The sequence below is a fragment of the Priestia sp. P5 genome, from assembly GCF_029522155.1.
In the GTDB taxonomy this organism is placed as follows: Bacteria; Bacillota; Bacilli; order Bacillales; family Bacillaceae_H; genus Priestia; species Priestia megaterium_E.
In genome coordinates this window covers 938845-955366 of sequence record NZ_JAKWFJ010000001.1, presented here as the reverse complement: position 1 = coordinate 955366, position 16522 = coordinate 938845, and the positions used below count along the sequence as shown (strand labels likewise).

At 39.2% G+C, this 16522-nt stretch carries 15 protein-coding genes; 4 read left to right on the top strand and 11 right to left on the bottom strand.

Going from position 1 to position 16522, the window contains the following annotated elements:
• Positions 1-64: 64 nt before the first annotated feature.
• Positions 65-1081, bottom strand: coding sequence for a LacI family DNA-binding transcriptional regulator (locus MMB69_RS04885; protein ID WP_221783612.1), 1017 nt, complete (start codon positions 1079-1081; stop codon positions 65-67).
• A gap of 147 nt (positions 1082-1228) precedes the next feature.
• The gene (locus MMB69_RS04880; protein ID WP_221783610.1) at positions 1229-2503 is read right to left on the bottom strand and encodes an ATP-binding protein; all 1275 of its coding nucleotides are present in this window, start codon (positions 2501-2503) and stop codon (positions 1229-1231) included.
• A 271-nt stretch (positions 2504-2774) separates the two neighbouring features.
• On the opposite strand from MMB69_RS04880, the gene MMB69_RS04875 reads away from it, so the two are divergent.
• Together MMB69_RS04875 and MMB69_RS04870 are read left to right on the top strand one after the other, a co-directional pair.
• Positions 2775-3539, top strand: coding sequence for a sulfite exporter TauE/SafE family protein (locus tag MMB69_RS04875; protein WP_028415040.1), 765 nt, complete (start codon positions 2775-2777; stop codon positions 3537-3539).
• Between the two features lie 234 nt (positions 3540-3773).
• Complete coding sequence (locus MMB69_RS04870; RefSeq protein WP_269870277.1) at positions 3774-5126, top strand: cation:dicarboxylate symporter family transporter; 1353 nt, start codon at positions 3774-3776, stop codon at positions 5124-5126.
• A 27-nt stretch (positions 5127-5153) separates the two neighbouring features.
• Here MMB69_RS04870 and MMB69_RS04865 read toward each other — a convergent pair whose 3' ends face one another.
• Complete coding sequence (locus tag MMB69_RS04865; protein ID WP_116372278.1) at positions 5154-5549, bottom strand: hypothetical protein; 396 nt, start codon at positions 5547-5549, stop codon at positions 5154-5156.
• A 70-nt stretch (positions 5550-5619) separates the two neighbouring features.
• The gene (locus tag MMB69_RS04860; protein ID WP_221783606.1) at positions 5620-6591 is read right to left on the bottom strand and encodes an NAD(P)H-dependent flavin oxidoreductase; all 972 of its coding nucleotides are present in this window, start codon (positions 6589-6591) and stop codon (positions 5620-5622) included.
• Between the two features lie 172 nt (positions 6592-6763).
• Here MMB69_RS04860 and MMB69_RS04855 point away from each other — a divergent pair, with 172 nt between their 5' ends.
• Complete coding sequence (locus MMB69_RS04855) at positions 6764-8806, top strand: catalase (RefSeq protein ID WP_221783604.1); 2043 nt, start codon at positions 6764-6766, stop codon at positions 8804-8806.
• A 42-nt stretch (positions 8807-8848) separates the two neighbouring features.
• On the opposite strand, the gene MMB69_RS04850 is transcribed toward MMB69_RS04855, so the two are convergent.
• Positions 8849-9346 (bottom strand): GNAT family N-acetyltransferase, encoded by a 498-nt coding sequence (locus MMB69_RS04850; protein WP_221783602.1) that lies wholly within the window; start codon positions 9344-9346, stop codon positions 8849-8851.
• 200 nt (positions 9347-9546) lie between these two features.
• Here MMB69_RS04850 and MMB69_RS04845 point away from each other — a divergent pair, with 200 nt between their 5' ends.
• A complete protein-coding gene (locus MMB69_RS04845) occupies positions 9547-10128 on the top strand; it encodes a YitT family protein (protein ID WP_042992429.1) in 582 nt (193 codons plus the stop codon).
• Between the two features lie 37 nt (positions 10129-10165).
• On the opposite strand, the gene MMB69_RS04840 is transcribed toward MMB69_RS04845, so the two are convergent.
• The 6 genes from MMB69_RS04840 to MMB69_RS04815 all read right to left on the bottom strand — a co-directional run bounded on the left by MMB69_RS04840 (position 10166) and on the right by MMB69_RS04815 (position 16517).
• Positions 10166-11134: an LCP family protein gene (locus MMB69_RS04840; RefSeq protein WP_221783600.1), complete on the bottom strand. Its 969-nt coding sequence runs from the start codon at positions 11132-11134 to the stop codon at positions 10166-10168.
• An 87-nt stretch (positions 11135-11221) separates the two neighbouring features.
• Entirely contained in the window at positions 11222-13144 is a 1923-nt protein-coding gene (gene ltaS, locus MMB69_RS04835) for a lipoteichoic acid synthase (protein WP_221783598.1), read from the bottom strand.
• A 408-nt stretch (positions 13145-13552) separates the two neighbouring features.
• A complete protein-coding gene (locus MMB69_RS04830) occupies positions 13553-13906 on the bottom strand; it encodes a cupin domain-containing protein (protein ID WP_221783596.1) in 354 nt (117 codons plus the stop codon).
• Between the two features lie 52 nt (positions 13907-13958).
• Positions 13959-14858, bottom strand: a complete 900-nt coding sequence (locus MMB69_RS04825; RefSeq protein ID WP_221783595.1) for a DMT family transporter — start codon at positions 14856-14858, stop codon at positions 13959-13961.
• 151 nt (positions 14859-15009) lie between these two features.
• On the bottom strand, positions 15010-16137 hold the full coding sequence (locus tag MMB69_RS04820; RefSeq protein WP_221783593.1) for an NADH-dependent flavin oxidoreductase: 1128 nt from the start codon (positions 16135-16137) through the stop codon (positions 15010-15012).
• A 194-nt stretch (positions 16138-16331) separates the two neighbouring features.
• Positions 16332-16517 carry a Fur-regulated basic protein FbpA gene (locus MMB69_RS04815; RefSeq protein WP_013058636.1) on the bottom strand — a complete coding sequence of 62 codons (186 nt, stop codon included), beginning with the start codon at positions 16515-16517 and terminating at the stop codon, positions 16332-16334.
• Positions 16518-16522 lie beyond the last annotated feature (5 nt).

Below are 16522 nucleotides of genomic sequence, written 5' to 3'. Positions count from 1 at the left end.
CGAAACGTTTTGGAAAAAGCGCACAACACCCGAAACGTTTCGGTTTTACATTATATAAAAACCACTATTTGTGGTTTTTAGCTGTTGATTCTCGAATAATCAGCTTTGTATCAAGATATCGCTTCATATTTGTTTCTTTTCCTTCTAGCATTTCAATTAGTAAATCTGCAGCTTCATAGCCAATCTGATATACTTCCTGTCCTACTGTCGTCAGATTTGGAGAAGAGTAAGAGGCAAGGACAATATTATCGTATCCGACAATCGACATCTCTTTCGGTACATGAAGGCCAAGTTCTTTGCATGCTTTTAGTGCTCCAAGTGCCATTAAATCACTTGCACAAAAAATAGCCGTAACCTCTTTATGCCGATTTATAAGCTCCTGAGCAGCTTTCTCTGCTTTTTTTTCTTCAAAATTCCCGCTTACAACCCACTCAGGACGAAACGACAAACCGCATTCTTTAAGCGCTTCTGTGTATCCGTTGAGACGTTCTTGACTGACAAATGCGTCTTCATGTCCGTTAATCATCCCAATATGCTTATGGCCAAGACTCGCTAAGTGTTCAACTGCTTTTTTAGCTCCCAAGGCATTATCAGTGGTGACATAGCCCACTGAATTAGAATGAACGGGAATATCAACTAAAACACAGGGAATATCACTTTCTACTACTTCTTTTAAATAGGGATCTTCTTTCTTAATACCTTGAATAATTGCCCCGTCCACCCTTCGCTCTCGACAAAGCTGGGTATACGTTTTTTCTCGTTGCATCATCGTGTTTGTATTGAATAAAATCAAATCATACCCTAAAGTAGATGCTCGCTCATTTACACCGCACAGCACTTCAAATGTAAAATTATCTTTTACGCTCTCTCTGCTGATTCCTGAAACTAGTAGTCCAATAGTCTTCGACTTTTGCATAACCAGTCCTCGAGCTAACGTATTAGGGCTGTAGTTCAGCTCTCTTGCTACGGCTGCAATCTTTTGCCGTGTTTTTTCATTTACATCTGAATAACCATTTAAAGCCCGAGACACCGTCGTTACAGACACGCCAGCAACTCGCGCTATATCTTTAATCGTTGTCACTCAAAATTCCTCCAAAACGTTTCGGATAACTTTAAATAGATTGTAACGCTTTCATTTATTAAAATCAATACTTTTTTTAATAATCGGTTTACTCTTATCTACCTCTAAAACTTTTGCGTATAAAAAAAGCAGCCCTAAGGCTGCTCTTTATTCACAAAGTGGAAATTCAAGTGAAAAACACGTTTCTTTTCCTTTTACGCTAGACACACTCACTTTTCCCTTCATATAATGAATAATGCTGAAAGATACCATCGTTCCAAGCCCGGTACCTTTTTCTTTTGTTGTAAAATACGGTTCGCCTAGCCGGTTGATTTGTTCTTGCGTCATGCCGCAGCCCGTATCAATAATATCCACAATAACAGCTCCGCCTTCTTTTCCTACTTTAATAGTTAACGTGCCTCCGTTTTGCATCGCCTCAATACTATTTTTAAATAAATTGATTAAACACTGCTGAAGCTTTCTTCTTTCTCCCATTACGAAGCACTTCACCTCTTCATCAAATGTAAAATCAATCGCGACTCCATTCATATTGGCAAGAGGCGTCATAATATGGGTGACGTGATGAATCTCTTCTGAAATATTCATTTTTTCATTTCGTTCTGGTGCAGAATTGGCAAACAGCAAGTAATCATCAATGATTTCTTTTGCGCGGTCTAGTTCATTAATCGCAATTGAAATGTAGCGTTTTTTAGCAGGTTCTTTTTCATCTTCTTGCAGCATTTGCATAAATCCTCTGCTTGCCGTTAGAGGATTTCGCACCTCATGAGAGATGCTGGCAGCTAAATGACTGACAATTTCTAGTTTCTCTGCTTTCATCAGGCGCTGAAGCACTAGTAAATTTGCCCGTATCGCTTCCCACAGTATGGTAATTACAAACATGCCTGCTACATCTAAAATCGCGAATTGAACCCACACGCTAATAGGAATGCTTGTTACATGCAAGACAAAAATAGATACAAGCATAGCTAATAAAGAACCGATTATACTAAGACAGGTGCTCACGATAATTCTATTTTTTAATGAGAAATGTAAAAAGTATTTCGTTATGAAAAATAAAGGAATGGATAAAATCGGAAGAGCAATTAATGTTGATAAAAACCCTACATCATACCCGCCAATTAGCAAGCGCAGCAGTAAAATAAAGACAAAAAGCAAGCTTCCTAGCGGCCAGCCTCCATATAACGTTCCTAAAATATAAGGAATTCTTCGTAAATCCATTCGATAATCATCCGGGACATAAGCTCCGTTAACCGGAAACAAAAGGCAAAAGGTAATAGCTAAAATCGGAAATACCGCGATATAACGATCTTTCCACCAATGAATTTGTTTAGCATACTTGATTAAATAAAACATCTGCACTAAAAACAGCGCCAATAAAATAAATAAAAAATTAATTAACAAATCTTTCGTGACAAAACTCATGCATTCACCGGTCTTTCAAATGAGATAAAAATAAACTCTTTTATTGCATTTACATTTGTAACACAAATTAGAGCGTAATCATAGATAAATAAACGTATTCTATTCACTTTTTTATAACTTCCTATGACTTTATCGTCCGTTCCCTAAAATAGTGAAGGCTAAGAAAACCTTTTCAACTCCACTAAAAATATTCAGAATTTTATTTACATATGAGTTATAATGATCTATAATCAGATCAATGTACTTGGTTTTGAGAGTAGGAGGACGAAACATGGAATTATCAATTACCTTAATGGGATTATTCGTTGGAACCCTTGTAGGCTTAACCGGGGTTGGAGGCGCCGCTTTATTAACACCTTTACTGATTGTACTCGGCATTAACCCTTCCATTGCCGTAGGAACAGATCTTGTCTACAATTCTATCACAAAATTATTCGGAGTCGCTCAGCACTACAAACAGCGAACCATTAACTTTAAATTAGCAAAATATTTAGCCTTCGGAAGTATTCCGAGCGCTGTGCTGGCTATTGTCACACTTCATGCGTTTCCATCTTTTCACGAGCATCAAGAGACGATTATTAAGCACGCTCTTGGATATGTTATGACGCTGGTTGCCATTTCAATTATCTTTCGCGTCTTTTTTGATAAATTAATTCGCCCAAATCGGTTTCAGGAAATGGACTTAAATCAGAAAAAAGGATTAACAATCGGAATTGGCGTAGTCTTTGGATTCATTGTCGGACTAACATCGATTGGTTCGGGCTCATTATTTGCGATTGCGATGCTGTACTTATTTAAGCTCAAAACATCTGAGCTGGTTGGAACTGATATTGCACATGCATTTCTTCTCGTTACAGTGGCTGGTATTTTAAATGCAAGCTTTGGAAGCGTAGATTACATGTTGACTGCTAACCTATTAACTGGATCTATTCCAGGTGTGTTACTCGGAAGCCGTTTATCAACGAAAGTGCCTTCAAGACCGCTTCAAGCCATTATGGCGACCATCATTTTAATTAGCGGAATTAAACTAATTTAATAAATAAAAAGCACATGCCTTTGCATGTGCTTTTTATTAGTTTTTTTAAAGAGATGCATTAAAAATAATAATGTTTTAAACCACTCCCTTCCCTTCTTATACACTTCAACTAATATTTTTATTGAATTTTAGTCAAAGAGACCAATGACACCTTAAACAACCTTACGTTAAAATGTAAAAAAACATAACATCTATATGTAATATCCAAAAAATTGTACGACGAAGGGAGAACACATGACACAAACAGCGGCAAAAAGTAAGCAAAAACCTTTTTACAAAGGTCTTTTCTTTCAAATTATGATGGCAATTGTACTTGGCATAGCCGTAGGATATCTGTGGCCAAGCTTTGGAAATGCTGTGAAACCGATTGGAGACGGTTTTATTAAGCTTATCAAAATGCTGATTGCTCCTCTTATTTTTGGAGTAGTCGTTGTTGGAATTGCGAAGGTTGGAAACATTAAAACAGTTGGGCGTATCGGCGGAAAAACCATTCTTTATTTCGAAATTGTCACAACATTCGCTCTATTGATTGGTCTATTAGTAGCAAACGTAATGAATCCCGGCATCGGTATGAATGTTGACCCTTCAAGCTTAAGCACAAGCGAAGTGGACGCGAAGACTAACGGCTCCGAGCTTCCGAGTGAAGGTGATTTTTTTCTTAATATGATTCCAGACAGTGCAGTTGGGGCTTTTTCAAGCAACTCCATGCTTCAAGTGCTTTTAATTTCTTGTTTGTTTGGCATCGCGCTTGTCCATATAGGCGGAAAAACAGCAGAGACCCTTTTAAATGTATTGGAAAAAGTAAATGATGTATTGTTTAAAATTATGGGATACATTATGAAATTAACAGCTCTTGCCACGTTTAGTGCCATGGCATTTGCAGTTAGTCAGTACGGTCTTGGAACACTTGCTGCATTCGGAAAGCTATTTATCGCTATGACAATTGCTTGTCTAGCATTTGTTCTTGTTTTAGCTGTTATTTTACGAATCTATTTAAAATTAAGTTTGTGGAAAGTCATTCTATATATACGAGAAGAAATTATGCTGGCATTTGCTACGGGTTCCACTGAAGCCGTTATGCCGCAGCTCATGGATAAATTCGAACAAGCAGGATGCAACAAAGCAGTCGTTGGCCTTGTTGTACCTACGGGCTATTCATTTAATCTAGACGGTGCTTCCATTTACTTGTCTCTTGCCCTCGTCTTTTTAGCACAAGCAACGGGCGTGGATTTGAGCCTCACTGATCAGCTTTTAATGCTTGGTGTCCTTCTTCTTACGTCTAAAGGAATGGCTGGTATTCCAGGATCAGCTTTTGTTGCTCTCTCTGCTACCGCAGCAGCAACCGGATCCATTCCGGTAGCTGCCGTTGCTCTGATGCTCGCTCCTGATCGCTTTATGGGTAATTACCGGACCACAGTTAATATTATTGGTTATGCGGTAGCTGCTTTTATTATCGCACGATGGGAAAATTTATTAGATCTACAAAAAGCAAATGATGTGCTGGACGGAAAAATTGCATATCAGCCCAAAAATGCTGAAATTTCTCTCCCAGAGAGTATTCCAGTAGCCAATGAAAAAGCATTTTAATAAAAAAATTTCCTGGCCGAGACAAGTCTATTTTGCTTGTTTTTCGGGCAGGAATTTAATTGTTACATGAAAGGCCTTTTGCTGAAACTTATTTTCTTCGAGTATTTTATATACCATTTGTTTAATCGTTTCTTGTGTTTTGGCATCAGCTGAAACGGAAGGCTCCATATACACATCCAGCTCTACTCTGTCTTTTGAGTAAAGGGAAGAATTCACGCCCCTTGATTCATAGCCCGATTCAGTTAAACCGCTGCTGATTTTATGCCAAATATCCAGTTTGTCCATTTGTTTAATAACAGGCTTTGCTTCTTCGTACACTTGTGCTTGCTGAGTCTTGAAAACTTCTTCTTTTTTAGTAAAAACTGCATACCCCGAACCTACTACTAAAAACGTCATAATAGCAAATGCTCGCATCCTTTTCATTCTCTCACCTCATTTAGAGATATAGATTATAAATATGCGAATAATTGCTGCGGTATGACGGCTTGTATCTCTACTTCTTTTCTACGATACTCAGCAGTCGTTTAGAACCGGCTTCTACTTCTTCTATCATACTGTCAAAAAGCTCTTGCACCGTTGGAATACTATCAATCAGTCCAACGACTTGACCTGCCCATCCATAGCCTTCATCGATTTTATTTTCATAAATATACCGGCAGTTTGCCCCTCCGCTAATGACGTCTTTTAACTCTTCGTACCTCTCTCCTTGGTGCTCACGTTCAATAATGTCAAGGGTGTAGTGTGACTTCAACACGCGTCCAGGTGCTCCGAACGAACGTTTAATAACCACAGTATCGGTTTCTTTTGCTTCTACAATAGCTTGTTTATACGCATCGTGAGCATCTACACATTCTTTTGTCGCGATAAAGCGTGTTCCCATTTCAATTCCTTCAGCGCCTAATGATAACGCTGCCAATAATCCTTGTCCGTTTCCAATCCCTCCGCTTGCAAGGACCGGAATTGACACAGCCGCAGCTACTCGAGGAATCAACACCATTGTGCCGAGATCCTCACGTCCGATATGTCCTCCTGCTTCTTGCCCCACTGCCATGACGGCATCTGCTCCCAGCTGCTCAGCTTTTTGAGCTTGACGCACGTTGGCTACCAGTACGAGTGTTTTAATTCCCGTTCCTTTTAATCTCTCAAAAATAGGTGCGGGATTTGCTCCTGTTATGGAAACAACCGGAACGCTTTCTTCTACTGCTACGTCGAGAAGTTCTTTATAAGAACCTTCTGTTTGACCTCCAACAGCAAAATTAACGCCAAAAGGACGCTCAGTTAAAGAACGTACTTTCTTAATTTCAGCTCGAAGTTTCTCAGGTGTTCGGAGCGTCATAGCTGTAATTTGTCCAAGCCCGCCTGCATTTGAGACAGCAGCGGCAAGTTCTGCGTACGCTAAATACGCAAGACCTCCTTGTACAATTGGATATTGAATTTCTAATAAATCTGTTACCCGTGTTTTCATCTATGTATCCCCTCTCCTTTTATTTTTGTATTTATGAATACTTATTCATAATCATAACAAGAAAATAACGGATTTCCTACGAAAAAATTCCAACATTTCTGTTTGCTTCAACTTTTGATAGGGTACACATTTTGTAATGATTATTAACTGAAGATCAAGGAGGAAGACATGTATGACAAAAAAGCACCCTGTAAATGAAAAAAGCAAGCAAGAACAGCTCGAGCAGTTTAAAACAGATGATCGAAACCAAGCGCTCACAACTAATCAAGGGTTAAAGCTTTCCGAAGATGAATTTTCTTTAAAAGCGGGTGAACGTGGTCCAACCCTTATGGAAGACTTTCATTTCCGTGAAAAAATGACGCATTTTGACCACGAGCGCATTCCTGAACGCATCGTTCATGCACGAGGCTTCGCTGCTCACGGAGAATTTGAACTGTATGACTCTCTCAGTGAATATACAAAAGCTAAATTTTTACAGAATCCGTCTGTAAAAACACCTGTATTTGTCCGTTTTTCTACTGTAGCAGGTTCTAAAGGTTCAGCTGAAACGGTGCGCGACGCCCGTGGTTTTGCAACAAAATTTTATACAGAAGAAGGAAACTATGACTTAGTTGGAAATAACATTCCCGTGTTCTTTATCCAAGATGCGATTAAATTCCCAGATTTAATTCACGCTGTTAAGCCTGAGCCACACAACGAAATGCCGCAGGCGGCTTCAGCACATGATACGTTTTGGGATTTTGTCGCCAATAATCAAGAGTCTGCTCACATGGTCATGTGGTCAATGTCAGACCGTGCAATTCCACGCAGTTTGCGTATGATGGAGGGCTTCGGCGTACATACTTTTCGCTTAGTTAATGCAGAAGGAAAAGCTCATTTTGTCAAATTCCACTGGAAGCCTGTGCTCGGAACCCATTCCCTTGTTTGGGACGAGGCTCAAACCATTTCTGGGAAAGACCCGGATTTTCATCGCCGCGATTTATGGGAATCGATTGAAAACGGAGACTATCCTGAATATGAGCTAGGCATTCAAATCATAAATGAGGAAGATGAATTTAAATTCGACTTTGACATTCTCGATCCAACTAAGCTTTGGCCTGAAGAAGACATTCCCGTCAAACTAGTTGGAAAAATGACCTTAAATCGAAATGTGGACAACGTATTTGCCGAAACGGAACAAGTCGCATTCCATCCAGGGCATGTGGTACCGGGAATTGATTTTTCCAATGACCCTCTCTTACAAGGAAGGTTGTTTTCATACACAGATACCCAGCTTATTCGTCTTGGCGGTCCTAATTTTCATGAACTTCCAATCAATCGTCCAGTATGCCCGTTTCATAACAATCAACGAGACGGTTACGGACGTCAAACAATTAACAAAGGGCCTGTCAGCTATCACAGAAACTCTCTTGCAGCCAATACGCCGGCTCCTGTCCCAGAGTCAGAGGGCGGTTATGCTCACTATCAAGAAAAAGTGGAAGGAAGAAAAGTTCGAAGTCGAAGCGAAAGTTTTAAAGACCACTTTTCACAGGCAACGCTATTTTGGAATAGCATGAGCGACCCTGAAAAAGAGCATATTATCAATGCTTTCAGCTTTGAGCTTGGAAAAGTGAAAAGCAAGTCTGTTCAGCAGCAGGTCGTTGATATGTTTGCCAACGTCAGTACAGTGCTAGCTAAACAAGTAGCACAAGCGATTGGTGCCACGCCTCCATCAGGAGAAGACGCGCCAGTGACCAAGTCATCTCCGGCTCTTAGTCAGGAACAGACGATTAAAAAGCCGAATACGCGTAAAGTAGCTGTCATTGTAGCTGATGACTTTAGCAGTGACCTACCACAGGTGTTAAACAGTTTAAAACAACAGGGCATTCAGCCTGAAATTGTAAGCACAACCCTCCAAAACGTAAAAGGAACAGACGGGTCAGAGCTTGAAGTACAGCACACCTTCTTAACAAGTGATTCTGTTTTATTCGATGCGGTTTATGTTGTCGGAAGTTCGTCAGCTGATGAAAAGTTCCGTAAAGAAGCACTGACGTTTGCTCAAGAAGCATTCGAGCATTTTAAACCGATTGGCACGACAGATGAAGGTGTTAAGTGGCTAAAAGCTGCTGGCTTAGACAGCAGTCCCGGTGTCGTAACTGGAGAAACTACACGCTTTACAGATGAATTTATTGAAGCTATTTCAGCTCACCGCCACTGGAATCGTCACGTTATATAAATACAAAGCCTTTGAAATCATTGATTTCAAAGGCTTTTTTTATTAAACTGATTTTCTAAATGCCATAACGTGCAAATCTTTTACCGGATAAAAATCGTTATCAGGAAAGCGGACGTAACCTCTTTTAGTGTACAGTTTAATGGCATGTTCCATTGAATGATCTGTATGTAAACCTAAATAAGAACACCCTAGCTCCCGAGATTTTTTTTCACACGCTTCAAGGAGCGCATTAGCAACTCCTTTTCGGCGATGCGACGGAGCAACTGCCAGCAGACGAATTTCAGCCCATGGAAATGGCTTTAACAATCCTCCGTATACATCCGTATTCGGCGGATAAAACAAAACGCTCCCTGCCATTTCTCCATCGATTTCAGCTACAATGCACTCAAATTTCTTTTCTTCACTCAGGGTATGTAAAATTCCCTTTCGATATCTTTTCCAGTGTGCTTCTGATTTTACAGCTGCATATTGCTCATAAGCAGCAAGCGTCACTGCTTCAATAGATGGTCTTTCTTCTTCTCTAGCTTTTCGAACGATCAATTTCTTCTCCTCCATTTACCTTCTTCGTTTGTTCTTATTGTCTATGGTGAAGCACGTTTATGCAACACATTTGCATCTCAAAACAGCTTCCTTTGCATATATTTAATCCGTTCATTATGGTTTCTGAAGCAGTCTTTGTGCTGAAACTCTGCTTGTCTTCATATACATGTAAAGAGATTCATAGACAAGGATGAGACAGCATGTACAAAAAATTGATTGCCATAGGAATTGGCAGTGTATTTATTAGTATTGGAATTAATGTTTTTATTCTTCCGCTTCAGCTTGTAACAGGAGGCATTACGGGAATTAGCTTAATCCTTAATTATTTACTTGGCTATAAAGTAGGCGTTATGATTTTTTGCTTAAACTTTCCCATTTACCTTCTGGCACTAGGTTTTAACCGCTCTTATTTTCTAAATGCTATCTATGGCATGGTTCTCTCAGCCGTGATGATTGATTTGCTGTTTCCGCTTCACGGGATTTTTCACCTTCCCATTATCTTAAGCGCTTGCCTTGGAGGTGTTTTTAACGGAATCGGAACCGGCATCATGCTCCGGCAGCACGCAAGTCAAGGCGGGGTCGACTTATTTTCTCTGATACTTGCGAAATGGTTATCTTTAAACCCCGGCATCATTATTTTAGTGATTGACGCATCTATTATTATTTCAGGTATTTTACTGCTTCAAAACGATACAGCTATTTATTCATTATTCATTGTTGTATGCTCCGGTATAGTGACCAGTTTAATTACTTCATTCAAACGCATCATCGTCTATGTATAAGGAAAAAGCCTCAAGACATGCGTCTCGAGGCTTTTCTTTATTTGTCATTTAAGAATTCTTGCAGCGCTTCTTTATTTTTATCTAAATCAATATCAAGCACCATACCAACACCGCTATACGTTTTGTTTTCAAACGATCCGTCTAACGGCAGTCGCAGGCTTTGAACATCTTTCATGTTTCCTGTTATCACATCTTTAGCCAGAAGCATCATGCTTTTTGTATCTAAATTTGTATCGATGTAAGGATCCATTACGCCGAGAAGCTTCGGTATTTTAAACACGCTGTTTAGGCTTGCTACTTCATCTTTAAGCTTCAAAACGACTTCTTGCTGGCGCTGAACGCGTCCAAAATCACTCATGTTATCATGGCGAAAACGCACGTAGCCAAGCAGTTGTTCACCGTGTAAAACTTGAGTACCTTTGTGAAGCGTCATACCAATTCCAGAAGACATGTCGTGAGGCACGGTTACTTCAATGCCATCAGGTGCAATCGTATCTACAATTTTTGAAAATCCTTCGAAGTCCACAACTGCATAATAGTTAATATCGATATCAAAATTTTGTTTGATCGTTTTACGCAGCAGCTCAGGACCTCCGAACGCGTAAGCAGCATTCAGCTTTTGCTTGCCGTGTCCTGGAATATCCACGTACATATCCCTCATAAGCGAAACAATTTTCGGGTGTTTGCTTTTAGAATCGTAGTGAGCAATTAAAATAGAGTCTGTACGAGAATGCTTTTCCCCGCGCGAGTCACTTCCTAACAGCAGCATATTTACTTCTCCGTTATTTGGGAGACTGCCTTGAAACTGTTCAAATGTCGTGCCGTCATCCGCAAATTTACCATCGCTTGCCATCGATAGCCCTTGCTTATATTGGAAATAGCTGTATATGCCTCCAACGATAATAAAAAGAAACAACAAAGCAAAGAACACTCTGCCCCATCGAACTCTTCTTCTTCTTTTGCGTCTTGTTCGCTCCACGTTTCTGTCACCAGCTTTCTTTTTCAATGAAGTTCTCATAAAACAAGCAAGTAGCTAAGCTTTTAAAAAGCTCCTCTACTTGCTTGTTTGGATTGTATGGTGTGAAAGCTTACATTACTTTTCTGTTTCCTGGTCTTTTCCATACATGTATTTTGATGGATCGACCGGTTTAAAGTCATCTAATTTATTAAATCGTAATAAATCACCGTATAACACTTTATCAGAAAGTTCTAGCTCTCTTCCAACTTTCTTTTTATAAGCTTTCGCTTCGTCTGTTGCTGTGATTCTTTCTCCCGTGTTTGTATCGTAATACTTGCCGTCAATTGACGTGTATTTCGGAGAAACATAATCACCGTTTCTAAATGCTACTACCTGATCATGGTCTTTTGATAATAAATCTGTACCGAACTGAACATACTCTTTACTATCAATTCCCACTAAGTGGAGAAGCGTAGGTACTACGTCAATTTCACCGCCGTACGTATGGTTCACTCCACCTTTTACACCTGGTACGTGAAGGAAGAACGGTACGCGTTGAAGCTGAGCATTTTTATATGGCGTAATTTTCTCGCCAAGAACTTTTTCCATTGCTTTGTTATGATTTTCAGAAATACCGTAGTGGTCACCGTAAATCATAATAACTGAGTTGTCATATAAGCCTGAAGCTTTTAGCTCCGTAAAGAATTCTTGCAGTGATTCATCCAAATAACGAGCCGTTTGGAAATAACGGTCTACCGTTCCATCTCCTGTGTTTGCCGGCTCAATGCTAGCATCGCCTTTATCAAGGACAAATGGGAAATGGTTTGTTAATGTAATCATATGTGCATAGAACGGCTGCTTCAATGACTGTAGCATTGGCATAGATTCTTTGAAGAATGGCTTATCTTTTAATCCATAGTTTACTTTGTTATCACCAGTCATATTGTAATAACTTGCGTCAAAGAATTTATCCACACCGAACTGTTTATAAATTTCATTACGGTTCCAGAACGTTTTATAGTCTCCGTGTAAAACGGCACTTGTATAGCCGCCCTCTTGATCTAAGATCGCTGGTGCTGCTTGGTACGTGTTGCGGCCTTTTAAGCTAAATGCTGATCCTTGAGGCAAGCCGTATAATGACGTATCCATCATAAGCTCTGCATCAGCTGTTTTACCTTGTCCTGTTTGATGGAAGAAGTTATCAAAATACATAAATTCATTTCCATTTGCTAATGAATTTAAAAACGGCGTTACTTCTTGCCCGTTTAACTTATAGTTAATTAGGAATGACTGAAATGATTCTAGATGAATTTTAATAATGTTTTTCCCTTTTGCTTTACCGGCATACTCAATATTTGGAGCTGCATAGTGACTTGTACTGAAGTTTTTCACTGTTGTTAAGTCATCACTGCTTGCGAATGCTCGCTGCTTTGAGTTTTTAAACGTTTGAACTGCATCATACACCGTGTAGTTGTATGCTCCTAAATATTTCACTAGGTAGTTGCGATCAAATGTTCTTGTTAATAATTCAGGGCGATCTTTTTCAGCATAGTGCAAGTTAATTGCAAAAGCGATAGCTCCTGCCGCTAGTACCATGAACGTATAGCGGAATTTAAGACGTGCTTTTGGCCATTCGATTTTTCTAACAAACAATAGCGCAATCAGTAAAATGATATCTACAAAGTAAAAAATATCGTGAGTTTTTACTAAATCAGCGATACTGCCTCCTAAATGACCCACATTGCTTGTTTGCGTTAAAGTAGGCAATGTCACAAAGTCATTGAAGAATCGATAATATAAAATATTGCTGTACAAAATGACCGTCATGATTGTACTAAGGATAAGCGTCCAAACGATGGCTCTTTTTCCCTTTGCAAACAATGCTAACCCTAAAAAGATCAAAGTTGAACTAATTGGATTAATAAACAATAACGTTTTTTGCATTGAGTCACTTATATCTAAGTTGAACTCCACTTTGTAAGACATGTAAGACTTGATCCACATGAATAAAACCGCTATAAAAAAGTAAAACAACGGCTTTGAAAATAGTTTTTTCATTTTCAAATTCCTTTCACTAAAAAGTAGAGATTTCATGTTCAGCTAACCTCAGGAAAATCCCCTACATTAAATCGTAACGGTTACGTCCTGCAAAAGATTACCTGAAAATGATTCAATTTGTCAAACAATATCATCTTCATCTCTTTTTTTAGTCATCTACAAAATTTACATTTTAACTTGTAATCTCTTATTTTTTTATCGTGATGTTAATATTACACAATTGTTAATTTGTAAATTTTGTTCTCCCTATATTGCATACATATTAATTTACCACATTTCTGCTCTGCAATAAAAGTATTTTTATATTTATTACGCATAATATTTCACTTACTTAATGAAAAGGTACTATTGTACTGGAAGGTATTCTTCGCTTACTGTTAGGACTAGTAAAAATAGACTTATCTATGCTTAGTCTTCCTCTTCACAAACAGCTACGCGGTCTCCTTGTGCAAAGGGCTGTGAAATAACAAGAAACTCAATCTCTTCGCTCGAACGATTCATCATTTGATGAGGAATGGACGGAAGCACTTCTATTCCTTGATGTGCTTTTACATCATAAATAATTCCGTCTACTTCTAGAGCAGCTGTTCCTTTTAATACAAAGAAAAATTGCTGTGCTCTCGTGTGATAATGCCTTACCTCTTTCGTATGAGGGGGCATGCGCTCATGAATAATACTTACGCCTTTATTTTTCACTAGGTGCCACCCATCGCATTTTCCTCCCCACACGTAGTGTTCTGCGTTTTGCTTACTGACTTTCATGACTAGCTCCCCTTTTTCTAATAAATGAGCACCTGCAGATGAAATAGAAATTCTATGTGATCTTTTTAATCTTGCTATTGGAAATATTTTTTTTAGATGAAGGTTTTGGCTTCAAAGTAAAAAGCATTCCTAAAAAGATCAAAACAATGCCTGCCAGCTGAAAAAGCGTCGGGCGAAATCCCGTGAATGCTGTATCTAGTAAAATAGCAACGGCTGGATCTAAAAACACTAAAACCGAAATCACCTGAGTTTTTAAATAGCGCAGGCTGTCGAAAAACAAATAATACACTAAACCAGTATGTACAAAGCCCGTTACTAAAATAGCTGTCCAATTGGCCGTTGTTAAGAAATAAAAATCACTAAAATGAACAAATGGCAATAATAGAAAAATTCCTACAAAAGTCTGAAGAAATGTAACAGCGTAAGCACTCGTATGAATAATTCCTTTGCCAAGCAGCGTTGTGCATGCATAAAACAAAGCGGCTAAAAGCGCCCACAGTATTCCTGACGACATAAAGCCATCAATCGTAAGTTCCTTCACCCCAATAACCAGAAGTGTTCCCACAAAACAAATGAAAATAGACATAACGCCCAGAACCGTTAATTTCTCCTTAAAGATAAAGCTCCCCAGAAGCAATACTAAAACGGGCGCAAGATGATAAATAGAAATAGCTACCGTAACGGACATCATTTCAAATGCTTTAAATAGAAATACCCAGTTAAACACAAGAAATATTCCGCACAGTAAAATCTGCTTTATTTCTTTGGCATTCCATTTCTCCCTTTTATATTCACCCGTTACAAACCAGCACATTCCGAGAAAAAGCGTTGCACAAATACAGCGAACAAACACTAAATCAAAAGAAGGCAGTCCAGTTTGTGTGGAGAAAAAGCCAATTGAACCAAAAATGCTCATTGAAACCATCATTTTCACCATTGGGCCTGCTTTCATTTTTCCACCTCACTTTCAGAAAACTATTATTATTCAAACACAAAGAAGTCTATTTGTAAATTAATGGTTCATAAGCGCTGTTCCATGAAAAAGCAAAAAGCGCAAAGACACGGGGTCAGTCCCATCGTCTTTGCGCTTTTCTGTCTTTCTTTTAATCTTCAACCGGGAACCAGCCTGGTGTGTTAATAACGGCTTGCCACAGCGGGTCAGGAATCACAAGCTTTTCCTGATCTTTTTTGCTTAATGTTGTCACAATTTCATTTTCGCGGCCTTCTTTGACTTTTTGAACCCAGTCTGGATCCATAATTAATTCACGGCCAATCGCGAGCAGTGGAATACCCGTTTCAAGAGCTGCTGCTGCTTCGTCTGCTGTATGAATAGAACCTACGCCCATCACAGGCACGCGACTTCCTACTCGCTCTTGAATAATTTCAATACGTGAACGAGTATCTTCTACGCCTCGGCGCGGTTTTGACCAGAATTCCATTAGGGATACGTGAAGGTAATCAAGGTCTGTTTCTGCTAGTGCATCAACTAACTTCAACGTATCAGCCATTGTAATTCCTGGCGTTTCAGGCTCTTCTGGCGAGAAGCGATAGCCTACTAAAAATGGCTCTTTTGCATGTTTGGAAACGGCTTGCTTTACTTCGTCTACGATTGCCAGCGGGAATGTTAAACGTTTTTCTACGCTGCCACCCCATTTATCTTCGCGGCGATTAGAATGCGGAGAAAAGAACTGCTGAATTAAATAGTTATTTGCTCCGTGGATTTCAACTCCGTCAAATCCTGCTTCAATAGCACGGCGCGTCATCTCACCAAAATCATGAATAATGCCTTCGATTTCTTCATTTGTTAACTCTCGAGGCACCGGTGCTCCTTCTTGTTCTGCAGCAACAGCACTTGCGCTAACAACCTCTCCATTTGGAACAAGCTCAGGCGGACACATGCGGCCTCCGTGGAAAATTTGAAGAACTGCTTTTGCTCCTTGATCTTTAATTGCTGTTGCTAAGCGGCGCAGGCTAGGAATCATTTCATCGCTGTCTGCAGCAAACTCTCCGTGAAATCCTTTGCCGTTCGGCGTTCCGTATGTACATGCTGTAATGACCATGCTAACACCTTTTGAACGTCGTACATAGTAGTCTACTTCTGCATTTGATACTGTTCCATCTTCATTTGATGAAAAATTTGTCATAGGCGCAAGAATAACGCGGTTATCTAATTTGATGCCATTTGAAAAAGTAAATGGCTGTAAAAGCGGCTCATACTTTTTATTTGTCATTTTATTTCCCTCCAAAAATGATACGGTCAAAAATAGTGGCACATTATAGGTAGCAACTATTTCCCTTCCTATAACATGTGTCATTTAAAACTGTAACTTTAAAATATACTGTGATTTTAATCTGTACAGTTTTGCCTGTCAAAGAATAAGACTTTCTCATATAAAAAAGCACTCATATACTGAGTGCTTTTTTATCATTGCGAAAGAGGTTCCTGATTATACATGAATGCTTTCACTTTAACATATTGAGCTTCTAACTCTTGAAGTGTCAGTTCGTATAGATGCCGATTTCCTTTTTTATAAATACCAAAATTCAATAGCGCATTAATAAACCAATTTTTCTTATGTTCCGTTTCAGGCTGTGTGTGTTGTTTCACGATTTCCA